15 protein-coding genes are annotated in these 17,475 nt (G+C 64.3%); 6 read left to right on the top strand and 9 right to left on the bottom strand.

Going from position 1 to position 17,475, the window contains the following annotated elements:
• Positions 1-211: 211 nt before the first annotated feature.
• The 6 genes from KAZ48_07330 to KAZ48_07355 form a co-directional block, all read right to left on the bottom strand.
• Positions 212-817 carry a hypothetical protein gene (locus KAZ48_07330; GenBank protein MBP7972596.1) on the bottom strand — a complete coding sequence of 202 codons (606 nt, stop codon included), beginning with the start codon at positions 815-817 and terminating at the stop codon, positions 212-214.
• A 71-nt stretch (positions 818-888) separates the two neighbouring features.
• Positions 889-3,192 carry a glycosyltransferase family 39 protein gene (locus tag KAZ48_07335; protein MBP7972597.1) on the bottom strand — a complete coding sequence of 768 codons (2,304 nt, stop codon included), beginning with the start codon at positions 3,190-3,192 and terminating at the stop codon, positions 889-891.
• A 23-nt stretch (positions 3,193-3,215) separates the two neighbouring features.
• The gene (locus KAZ48_07340) at positions 3,216-4,481 is read right to left on the bottom strand and encodes a bifunctional glycosyltransferase family 2/GtrA family protein (GenBank protein MBP7972598.1); all 1,266 of its coding nucleotides are present in this window, start codon (positions 4,479-4,481) and stop codon (positions 3,216-3,218) included.
• Between the two features lie 369 nt (positions 4,482-4,850).
• Positions 4,851-5,657, bottom strand: coding sequence for a TIGR03943 family protein (locus tag KAZ48_07345; protein MBP7972599.1), 807 nt, complete (start codon positions 5,655-5,657; stop codon positions 4,851-4,853).
• A complete protein-coding gene (locus KAZ48_07350; protein ID MBP7972600.1) occupies positions 5,654-6,685 on the bottom strand; it encodes a permease in 1,032 nt (343 codons plus the stop codon). Before KAZ48_07350 ends, KAZ48_07345 begins: the two co-directional genes overlap by 4 nt.
• A 73-nt stretch (positions 6,686-6,758) precedes the next feature.
• Positions 6,759-7,700 (bottom strand): zinc ABC transporter substrate-binding protein, encoded by a 942-nt coding sequence (locus tag KAZ48_07355; GenBank protein ID MBP7972601.1) that lies wholly within the window; start codon positions 7,698-7,700, stop codon positions 6,759-6,761.
• 275 nt (positions 7,701-7,975) lie between these two features.
• Between KAZ48_07355 and KAZ48_07360 the strand changes: the two genes are divergently transcribed.
• From KAZ48_07360 to pknB, 6 genes are read left to right on the top strand one after another with little or no spacing between them, the layout of a single operon-like run.
• A complete protein-coding gene (locus tag KAZ48_07360; GenBank protein ID MBP7972602.1) occupies positions 7,976-8,659 on the top strand; it encodes an FHA domain-containing protein in 684 nt (227 codons plus the stop codon).
• On the top strand, positions 8,656-9,117 hold the full coding sequence (locus KAZ48_07365; protein ID MBP7972603.1) for an FHA domain-containing protein: 462 nt from the start codon (positions 8,656-8,658) through the stop codon (positions 9,115-9,117). Before KAZ48_07360 ends, KAZ48_07365 begins: the two co-directional genes overlap by 4 nt.
• 4 nt (positions 9,118-9,121) lie before the next feature.
• Positions 9,122-10,489, top strand: coding sequence for a protein phosphatase 2C domain-containing protein (locus tag KAZ48_07370; protein ID MBP7972604.1), 1,368 nt, complete (start codon positions 9,122-9,124; stop codon positions 10,487-10,489).
• A complete protein-coding gene (locus KAZ48_07375; protein MBP7972605.1) occupies positions 10,486-11,889 on the top strand; it encodes an FtsW/RodA/SpoVE family cell cycle protein in 1,404 nt (467 codons plus the stop codon). Before KAZ48_07370 ends, KAZ48_07375 begins: the two co-directional genes overlap by 4 nt.
• Positions 11,889-13,340 carry a penicillin-binding protein 2 gene (locus KAZ48_07380; GenBank protein ID MBP7972606.1) on the top strand — a complete coding sequence of 484 codons (1,452 nt, stop codon included), beginning with the start codon at positions 11,889-11,891 and terminating at the stop codon, positions 13,338-13,340. Before KAZ48_07375 ends, KAZ48_07380 begins: the two co-directional genes overlap by 1 nt.
• Before the next feature lie 41 nt (positions 13,341-13,381).
• Complete coding sequence (gene pknB, locus KAZ48_07385; GenBank protein ID MBP7972607.1) at positions 13,382-15,175, top strand: Stk1 family PASTA domain-containing Ser/Thr kinase; 1,794 nt, start codon at positions 13,382-13,384, stop codon at positions 15,173-15,175.
• An 86-nt stretch (positions 15,176-15,261) separates the two neighbouring features.
• On the opposite strand, the gene KAZ48_07390 is transcribed toward pknB, so the two are convergent.
• The 3 genes from KAZ48_07390 to KAZ48_07400 all read right to left on the bottom strand — a co-directional run bounded on the left by KAZ48_07390 (position 15,262) and on the right by KAZ48_07400 (position 16,660).
• On the bottom strand, positions 15,262-15,498 hold the full coding sequence (locus KAZ48_07390) for an LPXTG cell wall anchor domain-containing protein (protein ID MBP7972608.1): 237 nt from the start codon (positions 15,496-15,498) through the stop codon (positions 15,262-15,264).
• Between the two features lie 186 nt (positions 15,499-15,684).
• On the bottom strand, positions 15,685-16,008 hold the full coding sequence (locus KAZ48_07395; GenBank protein MBP7972609.1) for a hypothetical protein: 324 nt from the start codon (positions 16,006-16,008) through the stop codon (positions 15,685-15,687).
• A 223-nt stretch (positions 16,009-16,231) separates the two neighbouring features.
• Positions 16,232-16,660, bottom strand: a complete 429-nt coding sequence (locus KAZ48_07400) for an LPXTG cell wall anchor domain-containing protein (GenBank protein MBP7972610.1) — start codon at positions 16,658-16,660, stop codon at positions 16,232-16,234.
• Positions 16,661-17,475 lie beyond the last annotated feature (815 nt).

Genomic DNA, 17,475 nt, shown 5'->3' on the forward strand with positions numbered 1-17,475 from the left:
TGCTCGGAGACCGCGTCGACGTAGACCGTGATCTCCGTGGTGTTTCGGATTCTTGCCTTCTTGATCTGTGCTGATCCATCCGCCAGCACACTGCTGTTTCTCATCTCTTGTTTCATTCACGAGGCACATTTCATGACCAACGTGAACGCACCGTCGCGATCCGTCAGCAACCGGACGAATCCCAGGTGAACGTCCGGATGACGGGATTGACCTACGGAACTTTCGGCTGCATCCCGACAGCTCCTTCGAGGGCCTCACTGGCCGTCGCTGCGAGCGCCGCCGTACTGGCGATCCCCAGCACCTTGTTGCGTCGCCGCATCGCATCGTCGGCGACGGCAGCCGTGACGATGTAGGCCAGGTGGGTTTCGACGCAGGTGGCGACAACTTCACCGGACCACTTCCACGGTGGTGGCGTGCGACCGAGGACTGGGAACATCGTCAGCGTCATCGTCATCAATGCACCGCCGAACAGCATGGTGGGTTTCGGTTCGCTCATCCTCGAACGCAGGAGCACATGCGCGATTCCGAATGCCGAGCCATACGACCAGCGCAGCGCGAGCGTGATATCCCCGGCCCCACGGTCGCTGACCGATGGCAGGTGGAGGATGTTCGCGATGATGTGACCAGGGACCCCGGTGTCGTCATAGTCAAACCCGACGCTGCCATTGATCCCTTTTACCTCGGGGATTCCCAGTGCCCCCGGCCTTTGTGCGTGCTTGATTGCGTAGATGGCGGACATCGCCGCTGTGCCGGCGAACCCAGCGATGACGCCGCGAATCAGCCACGGAATTTGATGTCCGGTCAACGTGAACGCCACCGGCCAACCCTCGCATCGCTGCAAGGTTGATGCTCGCCGGTGGCGTTCACGTAATCACCCGATCGCCAGGGTCATGCGCTTCCGGTGATCGGGGCCGACAGGTCGTACATGGTCGTGCCGTCGATGGTCTTGGCCGGGTAGTTCGCCGCAACCCACGCGGTGATCTCAGAGGAGGTTGAGCTCGCGTTGCCACCAAGCCCACCCCTTCCTTGAGCCGTGCCGCCTTGCGTGGTGCCGCCTTGAGTGGTGCCACCCTGCGCACCGCCACGTCCGCCGCCCATGCCGCCGCCCACGATGAAGTAGTGGATCTTTCCCTGGGCGACGTAATCCTGGAATTGGGCAAGGGTAGGGGTCGGATCCGATCCGTTGAATCCACCGATCGCCATGACCGGATCGCCGCTCGCCAACTGGTAGCCGGAGGCCGAGTTGGCGCCTACGATCGCGGCCACCCAGGTGTACTGATCAGAGTGGGCCTGCAGCGCTGCGGTGACTGCTGCGCCAGGGGTGCTCGCCGAGAGCAACCCACCGGCACCACCTTGTTGCGCGCCTCCCTGTTGCCCGCCACCGAGACCACCGTTAGTTCCACCAGGCAGCTGGCCTGCCGTGCCGCCAGGGAGCTGATTCGTGGTGGCCCCGGGTAGCTGACCCGTCGTGCCGCCGGGGAGCTGACCAGTTGTGCCGCCCGGCCCCTGGCCTAGTCCCGCTAGCGGACCATTCCCGAACTGTCCGGTGCCGCCCGCGCCGGGACCAAACCCACCGCCAGCTCCACCCGCACCGCCGGGACCAGCTCGTCCGGGGCCAAAGCCTCCGGCCGTTGCGGGTCCAGCTGTTGGCAGGCTGCCAACGTGCGGGGTCGAGGCCGTCTGCAGCGCATAGGCGGTTGGTCCCGCCAACCCGATGATGGCCGCAGCCACTGCCGCCATGGCGACTCCTCGGACCGATAGCCACGGCAGCGCCACGATGACCACGGCGGCGACAACTCCACCGAGCAGAATCAAGAAGCGCAAGGGCGGGTACCAATCGGCGCTGCGGCTCAGTAGGACGAAGGCCCAGATTGATGTGACCGCCAAAGTCGCGGCCAGCATGATCCGAGCGTTCAGTGCTTCACGGCGCTCCCAGAGGTAGTGCACCCCAATTCCGACGATCGCCGCAATGGCGGGTGCAAGGGCGACCGTGTAGTACTCGTGAATGATTCCCTGGGCAAAACTGAACACCAACGCGGTCGTTAGTAGCCAGCCGCCCCAGATGATCATCGCGGTGCGCAGGCGATCAGAGCGTCCAGCTCGACCTGCGTAGACGACCATCGCAACCAGGAGGATAAGCGCCGCTGGCAGTAGCCACGAGATCTGACTGCCCATTTGCGAACCGAACATGCGATCCCAACCCGTGGCTCCCCACATTGAACCGCCAGCCCCGTTGGGCGCACCCCCCACGCTGCCGGTCTCATTGCCGGTGATCCGACCGAGGCCGTTGTAACCCCAGATGAGCTCCAGCACGCTGTTGTTCTGCGAACCACCGATGTACGGCCGATTAGCTGCCGGGGTTAGCTCCACAATCGCGACCCACCACCCGGACGAGACGACGAGGGCAACACCGGCTAGCAACAGCTGGACGAGGCGTTTGCGGACACTGGTGGGTGCCGCGACCAGGTATGCCAGCGCAAAGGCTGGGACGACCAGGTAAGCCTGCAACATCTTGGTGAGGAAGCCGGTGCCGATAAGCGTCGCCGCCAGCATTAGCCAGTACGGATTCGCCTTCTCGATAGCCCTGGTGGTTGCATACGCGGCGAGCACCAGCAACAGCACCAACAGTGCGTCGGGGTTGTTGAAGCGGAACATCAGTACCGCAACGGGAGTCAATGCCAACACGGCGCCGGCGATCAAACCCGCAGCGGGGGAGAACCAACGCCGCACCGTCAGATAGAGGAACCCAACGGCCGCGACGCCCTCCAGCGCCTGCGGAGCCAGAATGCTCCACGAGTTCACCCCGAAGACGCGAGCCGATATTCCCATCACCCACAGCGACGCCGGTGGCTTGTCGACGGTGATGAAGTTGGCCGCATCTGAGGAACCGAAGAAGAAGGCCTTCCATGACTGGGTGCCGGCCTGGACTGCGGCCGAATAGAACGAGTTAGCCCAGCCGGAAGCGCCGAGGTCCCAGAGGTAGAGCAAGGCGGTACCCAGCAGTAGGGCCAGCAGAGCGGGGCGTACCCACCGGGGATCAGTGGGGTCGCCGAGCACGAGTTGGCGCCACCGGGACGAGGGTGGCGGCTCGGTATCCGCAGCGCGTGCGGATTCCGCTGCCGCGGTTGCCCCGGTGACCCCAGTTACCGGCGGCGCCGGCGTGGACGCTGTCGGAAGCGGTTCATATGGCATCGGTTGGGCATGCGTTTCAGTCATCAGATCTGTCCTTTCGAAGGGGACACCCGGGTGTCCGACTGGTGGCTGGTGTGGTGCAGGTGGGCGCGAAACACCCAGCCGCGGAGCAGGAGGAATCGCAGCAACGTGGCGGCGAGGTTTGCGATGACGAGCACCGTCAGCTCGACTGACGTGCTCGCGGATGGCGAGACGACGTCAAGTAGCGCAAGCGAACCGGCGGTGATCGCCCAGCCGAGGGCGAAGATGCCGAATCCCTGCACTTGATGGCGGGCGACTCCGGACCGACCGCGCACGCCGAACGTGAATCGGCGGTTCACCGCCGTGTTCAGAATCGCCGTGGTCGCGAGCGCGACCGCGTTCGCCCACTGTGCGTCGACAAACTGGCGGCCAAACAGGAACAGCAACGCAAACGCAATCGTGCTCGCGATGCCGACAAGCAGGAACCGGACCAACTGATTCGGTAGCCCCGGTGGGGTCGACTCGACAGGTGCGATCGGCACCTGCCCCTGCATCCCGCGCAGCGCCATCCGTTTGATCCCACGCAGATCGGCCAACGCGGTAGCGACGATGTCGACCCGCGAATCGGGGTCGTCAGTCCAGTCGACCGGAACCTCGTGGATCCGCATCCCAGACCGCTGGGCAAGTACCAACAGTTCGGTATCGAAGAACCACTCGCTGTCCTCCACCAGGGGTAGCAACTGCCGGGCGCGGTCGGCGCGCATCGCCTTGAAGCCGCACTGCGCATCGGAAAACCGCGTCCCGAGTGTGGTGCGCAGCAGCACGTTGTAGCTGCGGGAGATGACCTCCCGCTTGGGACCCCGGATCACCCGCGACGACCGAGTGAGCCGACTCCCGATGGCCAGGTCGCTGTGCCCGCTCAGCAGTGGTGCGACCAGCGGCAGGAACGCCGCCAAGTCGGTTGATAGGTCCACGTCCATGTACGCAACGACCGTGGCATCACTTTCCAGCCACACTTGGCGCAGCGCACGGCCACGGCCCTTCTGATCCAGATGAATCGCAGCAACGGCGGGGATGCGCTGCGCCAGCCGCTCGGCCAGGTCCCAGGTGCGGTCTGTGCTCGCGTTGTCGACCACGGTGATGCGGTAGCTATACGGCAGATTTGCCGTCAGGTACGCGTCAAGGCGCTCCACGGTCTGTGCCAGTACGGCCTGCTCGTTGTATACCGGCAAAACCAACTCGACGTCGAGCAGTTGCTCGCGCGGTTGCGGCACCAGGCCGAGCTCCGCGGCCAGTACTGGCGGTGTTGTTTCTGTTTGGTTTCCCATACCCGCCAAGTTGCCTGGGGAATCTGGGCGTTCACTGGGAGGTCCCTGAGTCGCGGGTCAGAGTCTCCGAGAGGTCAAGCGACGTCCTAGGCCTCGGGGCGCGACGAGAGTGAGCGCAGCAAAGCCGTGCTCGCGGCGTGCGCCGATGGACTGGCAGATTTGCTCCAAACCGTCGCCAGCTGACGCATGACTGCGGCTCGATTTGGTGCTTGCAATTGCTCGCTCATGTACCCCCCTCAGGAGTGATATGCGGTTGGTTGAGGGCTCAATTTTCGTTGCCCAACCACAACTTGACGAACGGGAATGAGCCACCGTTCCGTCGCCGAGATGTGGCGCTCGACACATTTGGTTATTGCTTTGGAAATGGCCCTATTCGTAAGGGTTCTTGAGCTCATCAATTCGTCGCAGAGCCTCGGTCTTGATCCACGGAACGGCCGTGTCCGACTGGGTTCCGCCACCGGCGACGTACGTTCCGGTCAGAGTCACCCAGGTGTTGGCGGGCAGGTTGGGAGCACCCACCGCCAGCACTTTGGTTGTGACGGCATCCGCTGCGCAGCACGTCAACGACAGTCGGGTCAGCCACCACTTGCCGCCGGGTGCCGGAGTGACGAATCCGGTCAACTTGACGTTGCGTCCGGCGAGGGTGTTCTGGTCATCCCAGATCGCGCGCACTGCGTAGTCGCTGAGCGCCATATCCGCCGGGTTGCCAGGCGGGAGCGGATCGAACGCGGCAATGTCAGTGGGCTGCAACACTTGCGAGGGTCCGCGTTGGGCGCTGTACGCGCCGAGCGCCGGTGGCGCCACGAGCAGGATCGCGAGCACCGGCAACAGCAGCAGCCACGCCACGCGCATCGAACCGTGCCCGTGACCGTCGTCGTCATGTGATGAGTCGGGTGCACCGGCTACCGCGCAGCTAGCCGCATCGTCGTCGGCGCCGCCTGACGATGCAGCAACACCGGCGTGTGCATGAGCAGGTGACGCGGCAGCCTCGCGGCGATGGGACCTGACGATGTCAACCATCGCCCACACCCCAAGCATGAGCAGGATCACGCCACTGACCAGCAGATACGGGCGCATCCCGGCCTTGACGTAACGCAAGTAGGTGTCACCGATGGAGATCCGCAGGGTTGAGCCGCCGAGCAGGATCAGCACAATGGCCTGGACCTCGCGGTTCACAGCAGCACCGTCCCCGCGATGACGGCGCAACTTGTCGCGACGACAAAGCTGACCGGTGCAAACCGCATCGCGAACTCCCGGCCGAACGTGCCTGTCTGCAGGGCGATGAGCTTGAGGTCAACCATCGGTCCGACCACCAGAAAAACTAACCGCGAGGTCAACGAGAACTGGGTGAGGCTGGCAGCCACAAAGGCGTCAGCTTCCGAACAGATGCACAGCACGACGGCCAGAATCGCCATCGCCAGCACAGACCAGAGGGGGTTACTACCGACGGCGTCGAGCCACTCGCGGGGCACAGCCACATTCAGTATTGCCGAGGCGACCGCACCCACAATGAGGAAGCCACCAGCGTGCAGGAAGTCATGGGCGGTCGTCAGCCGGAAGGTGTGCCACTTGTTGCCGCCAACCAAATGCGAACGATCCGGGATTCGGATCCACTCCTTGCGACCTTTCCACAGCCACAGCCAGCCCATGATCATCGAGGCGGTCAATGACGCGAAGAATCGGCCGACCGCCATTTGGGGCTGACCTGGAAAGGCCACCAGAGTGGACACGATGACGATGGGATTGATCGCCGGCGCTGACAGCAGAAACGCTAGTGCCGCCGGTGGCGCGACGCCCCTGGCCATCAAACCCCCAGCCACCGGCACTGACGCGCATTCACAGCCTGGGAGCACCGCACCCGCCGCTCCCGCGACCGGAACGGCCAACGCGCGGTTGCGCGGGAGCACCTTGCCCCAGAAGGCCACCGGCACGTATGCGGTAATGATCCCGGACAGCACGACCCCGAGCACCAGGAACGGCAGTGCCTGGATGGTGATTGAGACGAAGATGGTGGCGCCCGCCTGCAGCGACGGGACACTGAACAGCTTGGTCAACTGACTGCTCAGCAGTAGTGCGACAGCCATCAGGGCAATGAGCAGTTCCAGTCCGCCGGGTCGCCATTTGCGGACGGGGACATCGTCATTCTTTGGGTCCGACAAGTCGATGTGCTCGGACTCGATCGTCCGCGAGGGCGTTTCACTCACTCGAGAAGTATCACCCCGCACCGAGGAAGATTTGGTTCACCCCGCCACAGTTGTGGACACGGTTCCGGGCCTCCTAACCAAGTGCGCCGTTCAATGCCTGCAGTTGCCGCAATTGCCAGGCCTGAAAGGTGTCGCGCTCCGGAGTGAGCGTCTCGGTCACGGTCACCACGGGAACGTTGTTCTGTTCGGCAGTTGTACGCATCTGAGCGGGCAGACCGCCAGCGGTCTGAGAGTTGAAGATGAGGACCCGATCGGTGCCGTTGGACAACTGTTGGCGGAAGGTCGCCACGTCACTGGCCGTCGGTTCAGAGTCATCGGCGGCTGCCCGCATGAACCCGGGCGGGGTAGTGATCTGCAGCCCGGTCGCGTCGGCCATGTACACAAACACTGTTTCCGTGGCACCGATCTTGGTGCCAGTGTGGGCCGAACGTATCTTGGCCACTTCTTCCCGGTACGGATTCAACGCCTGCTCGAATGTGGCCGCCTGATTCGCGAAGTAGTCCCTAGCCGACGGCAGGGCGCTGCTGAGCTGATCGGTGATGGCCTTCGCTGAGCGCTCGACGTAATCAGGTGAGTACCAAATGTGCGGGTTTGCTCCCGGCTTCAGGCCAACGGCCTGACCGAGGTCCAGTACCGGAGGGGCGCTGGCACCCAGACTCTCAGTGATCTTGGTCGCCCACGAGTCGTATCCCAGTCCATTCATCACCACAAGCTTGGCGCCGGCAAAGGCCGCCGAGGTCGCGGCCGTGGGTTCGAATTCGTGCGGGTCGGCGGTGGGATTGGTAATGACGACGTTGAGGTTGGCACAGGTACCGGCAAGTTGGTCCGCGACGCTCCCCCAGACATTCGTGGTCACCACGACGTCAATCGGACTGACTGGACACGCAGGGGCGGAGGTCTGGGCAGAATCGCTACCGGTGGTGGACTCCCCACAGGCGGCCAGCGCAGCCACCAGCGACAGCCCCAGGATTCCCACCGACGCCTGATCTCGCCACCTGCGTACCGACCTCATCACCACCGTGACCCCTGCTCTCCGTCTGCTTGCTGCTGCCGGTGCCTACCGCTCACCGAACGCGCTGAAACCGAACCAAATCAACCTCTCCAACCGTAGCTTAATGAAAATTGTTTTCATTAAGCGGTCGTCTTGGACGACAAGTTTTCGCCATCGATGTCCTACTGGACAGCCCACGCGAGCCTCTACGCCGATAACATCGCAGCGCAGCGTCTTGCGGTGGTCACCACTTTGTGCTGCGCGGCCAACTGCCACATGACGACTTTGGAGGTGAACGCGTGGGAATCCTCGACAGGTTCGAGAAGCGCGTCGACCGCACAGTCAACGGGGCGTTTGCTCGCGCGTTCAAGGCGGAGGTGCAGCCGGTCGAGATGGCCGCAGCCCTGCAGCGGGAACTCGATGACCGAGCCGCAATTGTGTCGCGCGGACGGACGGTCGTCCCCAACGCATTCACCATCACCTTGTCCAGTGAGGACTACGACCGACTCTCGGTGTATGCCGAGACATTGCAGGCTGAACTTGCCGGCTTGGTCAAGGAATACGCCGAGCAACAGCGTTACACCTTCCTGGGGCCGGTTTCCACCACGATGAACCTCGACGAGACCCTCGACACCGGGCTATTCCGCGTCGTCAGCGAGGCGAAGGCGGCAGTCACCGGTCGGGCCGCCACTCCCGCCGCTGGCCCGACTGCTGCTCGACTCGTCACTGCTGGGGGTGAGTTCACCCTCAAACCCGGGGTGAACCGGCTTGGTCGCGGCGAGGATGCCGACATCCGAATCGACGACCCGGGGGTCTCCCGTCACCACGCGGAAATCACCGTCGGCAAGGACGCCGCGCTGCGCGACCTCGGTTCGACCAATGGCAGCTTCGTTGACGGCGTGCAGGTGACTGAGTCGCTCTTGCGCGACGGCGCCACCATTCGCCTCGGATCGACTTCGCTGACGTACCGGAGTGGCTCATGAGCGAACTCGCCCTGACGCTGCTGCGTTTCGGTTTCCTGGCGCTGCTGTGGTTCTTTGTCCTCGCCACTGTCAGCGTGCTGCGACGCGACCTGGCGGCACCGGCCGACTCGGTGATCGCGGCCGATATGGCAAAGCCCACCCGCCGCCAGGGCCGAACCCAGCGGTCACGCGCCCGCAACCTGGTGGTGACCCACGGTTCTTTGCAGGGCACCGTGCTTCCACTCGGCAGCGCCCCGGTGACCATCGGGCGCGCCGCCAACTCGACCCTTGTCGTCGACGACGACTACGCCTCCAGCCATCACGCACGGCTGTACCAGAGCGAGGGGCAGTGGATCGTCGAGGATCTGGGCTCGACGAACGGCAGTTGGATCGATCGGACCCGCATTACCGGACCGACCGTGCTTGAGCTCGGGGCACCGCTGCGGATCGGCCGCACCGTCTTCGAGCTGCGGAAGTAGTCCGTTGGCCACCCCCGACGCCACGAGCAGCCAGCCAGCCCACGCGCGTCTGCGCCTGCGGTACTCGGCCCGCTCCGACGTCGGCCTGGTTCGCCAAGGCAACGAAGACTCCGGCTACGCGGGCGGACACATGCTCGTCGTGGCCGACGGGATGGGCGGACACGCTGCCGGTGAACTCGCCAGCGCCACGGCGATCGCGATGTTCGCCGAACTCGACCGCGAACCCCCCGGCGATCAGGTCCTCACGGCGATGGCCGACGCAGTCGACGAGGCACACGACGAGCTGAGCCGAATCATCGCCGCGGCGCCGGACTTCGCCGGGATGGGCACCACCGTCACAGCGATGTCGTGGGAAGGCGACCGGGTAGCCCTGGCCCACGTTGGCGACTCGCGGGCGTACCTGCTTCGGGCCGGTGAACTGACCCAGCTGACCAAAGACCACACCTTCGTTCAGTCCCTGGTCGACTCCGGTCGCATCACCTACGAAGAAGCGGCGGTCCACCAGAAGCGCAACCTCCTGATGAAGGCCCTCGACGGCGTCCACCAGGTCGAGCCGGACCTATCCATCCGCGAGGCCCGCGCAGGCGACCGCTTCCTGCTGTGCAGCGATGGACTCTCTGGCGTGCTCTCCGGCGACGAATTGCGGTCCCTGCTGTCGACCCAGGACACCACCGGCGCGGCAACAGCCCTGGTGGAGCGGGCGTTGGAGGAGGGCGCACCGGACAATGTCACCTGCGTGGTTGCCGACCTCGTCGCCGACGACCACCCGAACGACACCGTGACCGACCACCCGAGCAACCCACCGATGCCCGTCGTCGTTGGCGCGGCAGCTGAACTCCGTAACCGCGATCGGCTCCCGGGCATCGAGTTCCCCGATGACTCCCAGCCCGACCCCGACCGACCGACGCCCGAGCCCGCCGCCGAAGCCGAGCCGCAGGCCACGACCGAGGCCCGTCGGCGGCGGCCTGGTCGTTGGGTCATTGTCGGCCTGGCGGGTGTCGCCCTCGCCCTAGCCGGACTCATTGCGGTGTGGGGATACATCCAGAACCAGTACTACGTCGGTAGCGTCGACGGGAATGTCGGGATCTACCAGGGCGTCACCTGGGGACCGGGCGATCATGGATTCTCCAGCGCCATCCAGACCAGTCCGACGCGCGTGGATGAACTGCCTCTCTACGCCCAGGAACAGGTCCGCGCAACGATCCCCGCCAGCGGGCTTTCCGGTGCGCGCGATGTCCTTTCGGCCTTGGAAGACCAGGCCGCCCAGTGCGCCGACAAACCCAAGACCCAGGGCTGCCCCAAGGCCGAGCCGCAGCCGACCGTCCCCCCGACACCCACGACCGCTCCGATCAGTTGGCGGGTGGGGCTATGAGCGCACCTGCGGTAGCCGCTGGCCAGACCAAGTCTGCTGACGCACCGAAGCCGTCGAACCGCCGCAACCTCGAGCTGCTGCTGCTGATCCTGGCCGGGGTAATCGGGCTTTACGCCTACGCCAACGTCGACTTGGCGATGCTCGGCAAACTCCCGGCCAATCTACTGACGGTGGCAGGCGCATTCGTCGTACTCGGGGGCGGTGCGCACGTCGCGGTCCGATTCCTGGCGCCGTACGCCGACCCCATCCTTGTCCCGGCGGCAGCCCTGTTGAACATGATCGGCCTGTCGATGATCCACCGGCTGGATCTGGCCGATGTCGCCCGGGCGGAACGGGCCGGATCGAAGGTCCCATCCTCAGACGTCGTTGCGCAACTGACCTGGACCACGCTCGCCCTCATCATGTTCGCGGTGATTCTGGTAGTGGTGCGCGACCACCGTCGGCTGCAGAAGTACACCTACACAGCCATGGTCGCCGGTGTGGTGCTGCTGTTGCTTCCCCTTGTCCCGGGGATTGGTTCAACCGTCAACGGTGCAAACCTGTGGATCCGACTCGGACCGCTGTCGTTCCAGCCGTCCGAACTCGCCAAGATCTTTTTGACGATCTTCTTCGCCGGATACTTGGTGGTCACGCGTGACTCGCTGGCGTTGGTGCGACGCAAGATTCTGGGCATCGGCTTCCCGCGTGGTCGTGACTTTGGCCCGATTGTGGTGGCCTGGTTAATTAGCCTCGCGGTCCTGGTCTTCCAACGGGACCTCGGTACGGCGCTGATGTTCTTCGGCCTGTTCGTCACGCTGCTCTACGTCGCCACTCAACGCCGCAGTTGGCTGGTCATTGGTGCGGTCATGTTCATCGCTGGCTGCCTGCTCGGCTACGCGGCCTTTGGTCACGTCAGGGTTCGGGTGGAGGTTTGGCTCGACACCTGGACCTACGCGTCCGATCAGGGCTACCAAATCGCACAATCGCTGTTTGGCCTGGCAAACGGCGGCGTGCTGGGCACCGGCTGGGGTCAGGGCTACCCGCAGTTCGTCCCCTTCGCCAAGACCGACTTCATCACCGCTGCACTCGGTGAGGAACTGGGAACCACCGGGTTCATGGCGATCCTGGTCATCTACGCGATCATCGTTGAACGCGGCCTGCGCACCGCCATCGCCTGCCGCGACCCGTTTGGCAAACTGCTTGCCGTGGGTTTTGCCACCGTGTTCGGACTCCAGGTGTTCGTCGTCGTCGGTGGCGTCACGCGGCTGATTCCGCTGACCGGTCTGACCACCCCGTTCCTTAGCTACGGGGGGTCGGCACTCGTTGCCAACTGGATGATGGTCGCGCTGCTGATCCGTATCTCTGACCGTGCCCGACGACCCGAGCCGGTCGGCACCTTCGCAACCGTGAGGGCTGCCTGATGGACAGAGCGATTCGCCGAGTTGGACTGCTGGTCGGCGTCCTGATGCTGGCGCTGATGGTCAACATCAATGTCCAGCAGGTCATCCTCGCCAATGACATCAAAGACAAGCCTGGTAACCAGCGCAGCGTGCTCGAGGAGTACGACCGCGAACGGGGCCCGATTCTGGTCGGGAGTGCTCCGGTCGCTCGCAGCATCCCCACCGACGATCAGTACAAGTACCTGCGCGTCTACAAGAACGGGCCGCAATACGCACCGGCAACCGGCTTCTATTCGGCCCTCTACGGCGCTTCCGGGATCGAGCGGACCGAGAACCCGGTCCTCTCGGGTTCCAGCAACCTGTTCTTCGTTGACCGGATCCAGCAACTGCTCAGCGGCCGACCCGCCAAGGGTGGCGCGGTCACGTTGACGTTGGACGCCGGTGCGCAGGCCGCCGCCTACTCCGGTCTCGGTAGCAAGGTTGGCTCGGTCACCGCCATCGAGCCGTCCACCGGTGCGATCCTGGCGCTCGCGTCGACGCCATCATTCAATCCGAACAACTTGGCCACCCACGATCTGGCCGCGAGCCAGAAGGCCTACGAGGCCTACACAGCGGACCCGAACAAGCCACTACTCAACCGGCCGCTGGTCTCCACCCCGCCGCCCGGGTCCGTCTTCAAACTCGTCACCACCGCTGCGGCGTTGGAATCCGGCAAGTACACACCTGAGTCGATCGTGCCCGGCCCGGCGTCCTACCAACTGCCGGGTAGCAGCTCAAAGCTCAACAACTGGCAGGGCTCCGCGTGTGGACCGGGTGGCAAGACGACCTTGACCAATGCCCTCGCCGTCTCCTGTAACAGCGCGTTTGCCTGGCTGGGCAACCAGCTTGGACAAGACGCCATCAAGGCCCAGGCGGAGAAGTTCGGCTTCAACAACAGCTTCTCCGTGCCCATGCGCGCAGCGACGAGCCGGTACCCGGGCGACCTGGATGCGGCACAGACCGCCATGAGTGCCATCGGTCAGTTCGACGTGACCGCCTCCACGCTGCAGATGGCGATGGTCGGGGCCTCGATCGGCAACTCGGGCGTGACGATGAATCCGTATTTGGTTCGCGACATTCGCGGCCCGGACCTACAGGTGACCCAAACCTCCTCGCCGTCCAAATTCGCCACGGCAATGAGTGCGTCAAATGCCGCCGCCGAGCTGGGCATGATGGTCGATGTCGTCCAGAACGGCACCGGTTCCAACGCCCGCATCTCGGGGGTCAGTGTGGGCGGCAAGACCGGCACGGCGGAGACGGGCGCCGGTCGACCGGCGGTCGCCTGGTTCGTGGCGGTCGCGCCGGCGGAGGCACCTCGCGTCGCCGTCGCGGTCTCAGTGGAGAATGCAGGGGGCGCGGCGGAAGTCAGCGGTAACCAGCTGGCCGCACCCATTGCCCGTGCGGTGATTGCGGCACTCCTGAATGGGCAATGACGTGGTTGGGGAACAATGAGTTTTCGAATGAAGGAGAAACCGTGAGCGACACTCGCCAACTAGGTGACCGCTACGAGCTGGGGGATGCCCTCGGCCGAGGCGGCATGGCTGAGGTGCTCGAGGGTAAGGATCTGCGACTTGGCCGCCGGGTTGCCGTCAAGATTCTGCGCCCGGATCTGGCCAAAGATCCGGCATTCCAGTCCCGATTCCGCCGGGAAGCGCAATCCGCAGCGTCCTTGAATCATCCGAATATCGTCGCGGTTTACGACACCGGCGAGGATGTCCTAGAAGACGAGACCGGCACAGTCGTCGTCCCCTACATCGTCATGGAACACGTGGACGGACAGACCTTGCGCCAGTTGCTGGCCAGCGGTCGTCGACTGCTACCAGAGCGCGCCCTGGAGATCACCGCTGGGACCCTCGCCGCGCTCGACTACTCACACCGCCACGGCATCGTCCACCGCGACATCAAGCCAGCCAACGTCATGCTGACCCGCACTGGTGACGTCAAGGTGATGGACTTCGGCATTGCGCGCGCGCTGGCAGACGCCTCCGCGACCATGACCGCCGCCAGCGCCGTGATGGGCACCGCCCAGTACCTGTCGCCGGAGCAGGCGCGCGGCGAGGTGGTGGACGCACGGTCTGACCTGTACTCCACCGGATGCGTGCTTTACGAACTGTTGACTGGTCGGCCGCCCTTCCAAGGCGACTCGCCAGTCTCGGTCGCCTACCAACACGTGAGCGAACAGCCGGTTCCACCGTCGCAGATTGACCCAGCCGTACCTCCCGCCCTCGACGGTCTCGTCATGAAGGCCCTGGCGAAGGACCCCGACGACCGCTACCAGACTGCCGCGGACTTCCGCTCAGATGTTGAGCGGGCCATCGCCGGAATACCGGTCACCACGTCGATCCCGGCCGTCGTTCCCGGTGCCGCCGCGGCCGCGGCTGCGGCAGACACGACGCAACGGTTCGCCGCAACGCCTGCGCCCGTCCGAACAGTTGAATCCCAGGACAACAAACGCAGCCCCTGGATGTGGGTCGGTATTGCTGCCCTCATCCTGGTAGTCGCCGCCTTGGCGCTCTTCCTGGGCAAGGTGCTCTTCGGTAACGCCACTGCTGAACAGGTCACCGTGCCGACGGTTACCGGACAGACAGTCTCCGTCGCCGAGAAGACCCTGGTGAGTCAAGGACTCAAACTCGGTACCCAAACGCCACAGCCGTCGGATCGCAAGAAGGGTGAAGTCATCGCCCAGGACCCGGCCGCAGGAAGCCTGCTGGCCAAGGGCCAGGCGGTCAATCTGTCGGTTTCAGCTGGCAAGGCTCAGGTCCAAGTCCCGAACTTGGTGGGTATGGCGAGTTCCGACGACGCTGCGGTGGCTCTCGGTGATGCGCAACTTGCCTTGGGCAACGTCGGTGAAAAGGACAGTGATCAACCTGCGGGCACGGTCATCGCGCAGTCGCCATCATCCGGTACGACCGTCGATGCGGGTTCCAAGGTGAGCATCACGGTCTCGTCGGGCAATGTCTCTGTGCCTAACGTCGTCGGTAGCTCGCAAGCACAGGCAACCAGCACGCTGGCCAACGCCGGTTTCCAGGTCAATGTGCAGACCCAGGAGTCGACCGAGTCGCCGGGAACTGTGCTGGCTCAGTCGCCGACGGGTAACAGTTCGGCCAAGAAAGGAAGCCAGGTAACCATCACGGTCGCCAAGGCGGCGGCACCGCCGGTTTCGGAGGCACCGCGAGCGAACGGTCAGTCGCCCAGCCAGGCTGCCGAAGAGCAAAGCCCCAACGGCGCGTCGGCCACCCCGGATCCCGGGTCGGTTACGGTCAACTAGCTAACTGGCTCGCGGGTTTCGGCCAGAACACGAAGGCCCGGACTCCGTACGGAGTCGGGGCCTTCGTGTTAAGCAATAGCAGTTTGCTACCGAGCTGAACGCTCCCGGCGCCGGGTCGCGAACACGGCCGCGCCACCTACCAGGATCAGGCCGCCACCGACGGCTGCGATCGTGATGGTGTTGTCCGCGCCAGTCTTGGCGAGGTCATTGTTGTTGTAGACGGTGGGCGCCGCTGGCGCTTGGGTGGGTATCGGTTGCGGGGGCGGTGGGTAATCCGCCGCGGACGCAGGCCCGGCCAGAGCCAGTGCTCCGACGGCTGTCATTCCCGCCCCTATGATTAGCGATCGCTTGCTCATTTGAGTTCCCCTTGTTCTCATTAAGCCAGCGGTGCTGACCATTACGTTGTTTACGGGACAACTGTAGAGGTGGCCACTCACGCTGCTATCTCTACTGCAGGCTTGAATGTACATGTTGATCACTAGCGAACGCAAGGCGACCACGTGATTTCACTACATTGGGGCGGTGGCTAGCGGCTGCTCCACGGCCCGCGGGTATGACGCGGAAATGGGTTCGCTGAGGTCGACGGTGGTTGTGACCGGTTTGCCACGGGGCAGTTCCAGGTCGAGGACGATCGCGGGTCGGCCAACTTCGCGCACGAGTGGAATACCGGTCTTCCGACCGTTGACTGTGAGCGCTGATGGCCAAGGATCCATTGGTAGCAGCAGTTCTAGCCGGACTCGGCTGGATTCGGGTGCGGCGGTCTTTGCCCGATCGTCAACTCGACCAGCGATGTACGACGGTAGTCCGCCCGGTGCCGGCATGGCGTTCGTCACCGTGAAGCTGATCCGAGAGCCCTGGGCCGAGCGAGAACATCCCGTCGATTCGTAGCGCAACGACCGTTGCAGATAGTAATCGGCGATCGTTCAAGCAGCTCGCGCACCGAGGGTCGTGGAGCACACCAACAGCCACACTCCGTGTCATCCGGGTTCGCTAACGATGAAGGCCCCAACTCCGCAGTGGAGTCGGAGCCTTCATCGTTAGCTAGGTAACTGGTCGCTAGCGAGCAGTACGTTCCCGGCGGCGCCGGGTCGCGTATACCGCACCCCCACCAACCAGGATCAGTCCGCCGCCGATGGCTGCGATCGTGAGGTTGTTGTCCGCGCCGGTCTTGGCGAGGTCGTTACTGCTGCTCACAACCGTGACGGTGGTGGAGTAAGTCACGCTGTGGGTCTTAGCTGTCATGGCGGCAGGTTGGTAGGACACCGCTGAGAAGGTAGTGGCGCTGCCAGTGCCTGACCTGGGCGCAGTGTAGGCGACCCCATTTAGGCGGTAGAAGCGGTTGCCAGTCATCCGTATGTCGTACACGCCTGGCGCTCTGATCGTTATCGATTCGGCGATAGCGCCGGTGCTGTCCGCCCGACCGGGTCCGTCGACCGCATAATCAGCCGCACCAGAGTCGCCTTGTGGATCGACAGTCGTGTTCACGGCCGCATCCTTACCGAACGACTTAGGGGGCAGTGACACCTCGAACGGTTCACCAGCGATCGGCGTCGTCGTCGACAACGCGATGCCCGACTCCGTCGTTGGTGGATAGACACCGCCGGACCCCGAACCGCCCCCCGAACCCGCAGGCGGGTTTGCGTCGGCAGGCGGGTTTGCGTCCGCAGGCGGGTTTGCGTCCGCAGGCGGGTTTGCATCCGCAGGCGGGTTTGCGTCCGCAGGCGGGTTTGCGTCCGCAGGCGGGTTTGCTTCGGCAGGCGGGTTTGCGTCCGCAGGCGGGTTTGCGTCGGCAGGCGGGTTTGCGTCCGCAGGCGGGTTTGCTTCCGCAGCGGGTGAATCCGCCTTGCTGTTACTGCTGCTACCGCACCCCACGAGCGAGAGTGCTCCGAAGGCGACGATCCCGGCGCCCGCGACAAGTCGTCGCTTACTCATTTGAGTTCCCCTGTTCCTCATGAGGCCAGCCGTGCTGACCATTGCTTTGTATGGAACGGTGCCAAAGTGGCCACTCACGCTGTTACCTCCAGTGCCGGCATGACGGTAACCTCGATTGCTACCCGCTGCAGCCCAACCACGTACTTTCACTAGATTGCGGCGTGGCTAGGGGCTGATCCCATACCCGCAGGTATGAGGAAGACATGGGTTCGCTGAGGTCGACGGTGGTTGTGACCGGTTTGCCACGTGGCCGTTCAAGGTCGAGGACGATCGCGGCTCGGGGGCTTCGTCGGTGCTATGCAGCTGGTCGCTAGCGAGCAGAACGCTCCCGGCGCCGGGAGGCGTACACAGCGCCACCACCAACCAGG

The sequence above is a fragment of the Candidatus Nanopelagicales bacterium genome (assembly GCA_018003655.1).
Classification (GTDB): Bacteria; Actinomycetota; Actinomycetes; order S36-B12; family UBA10799; genus JAGNDY01.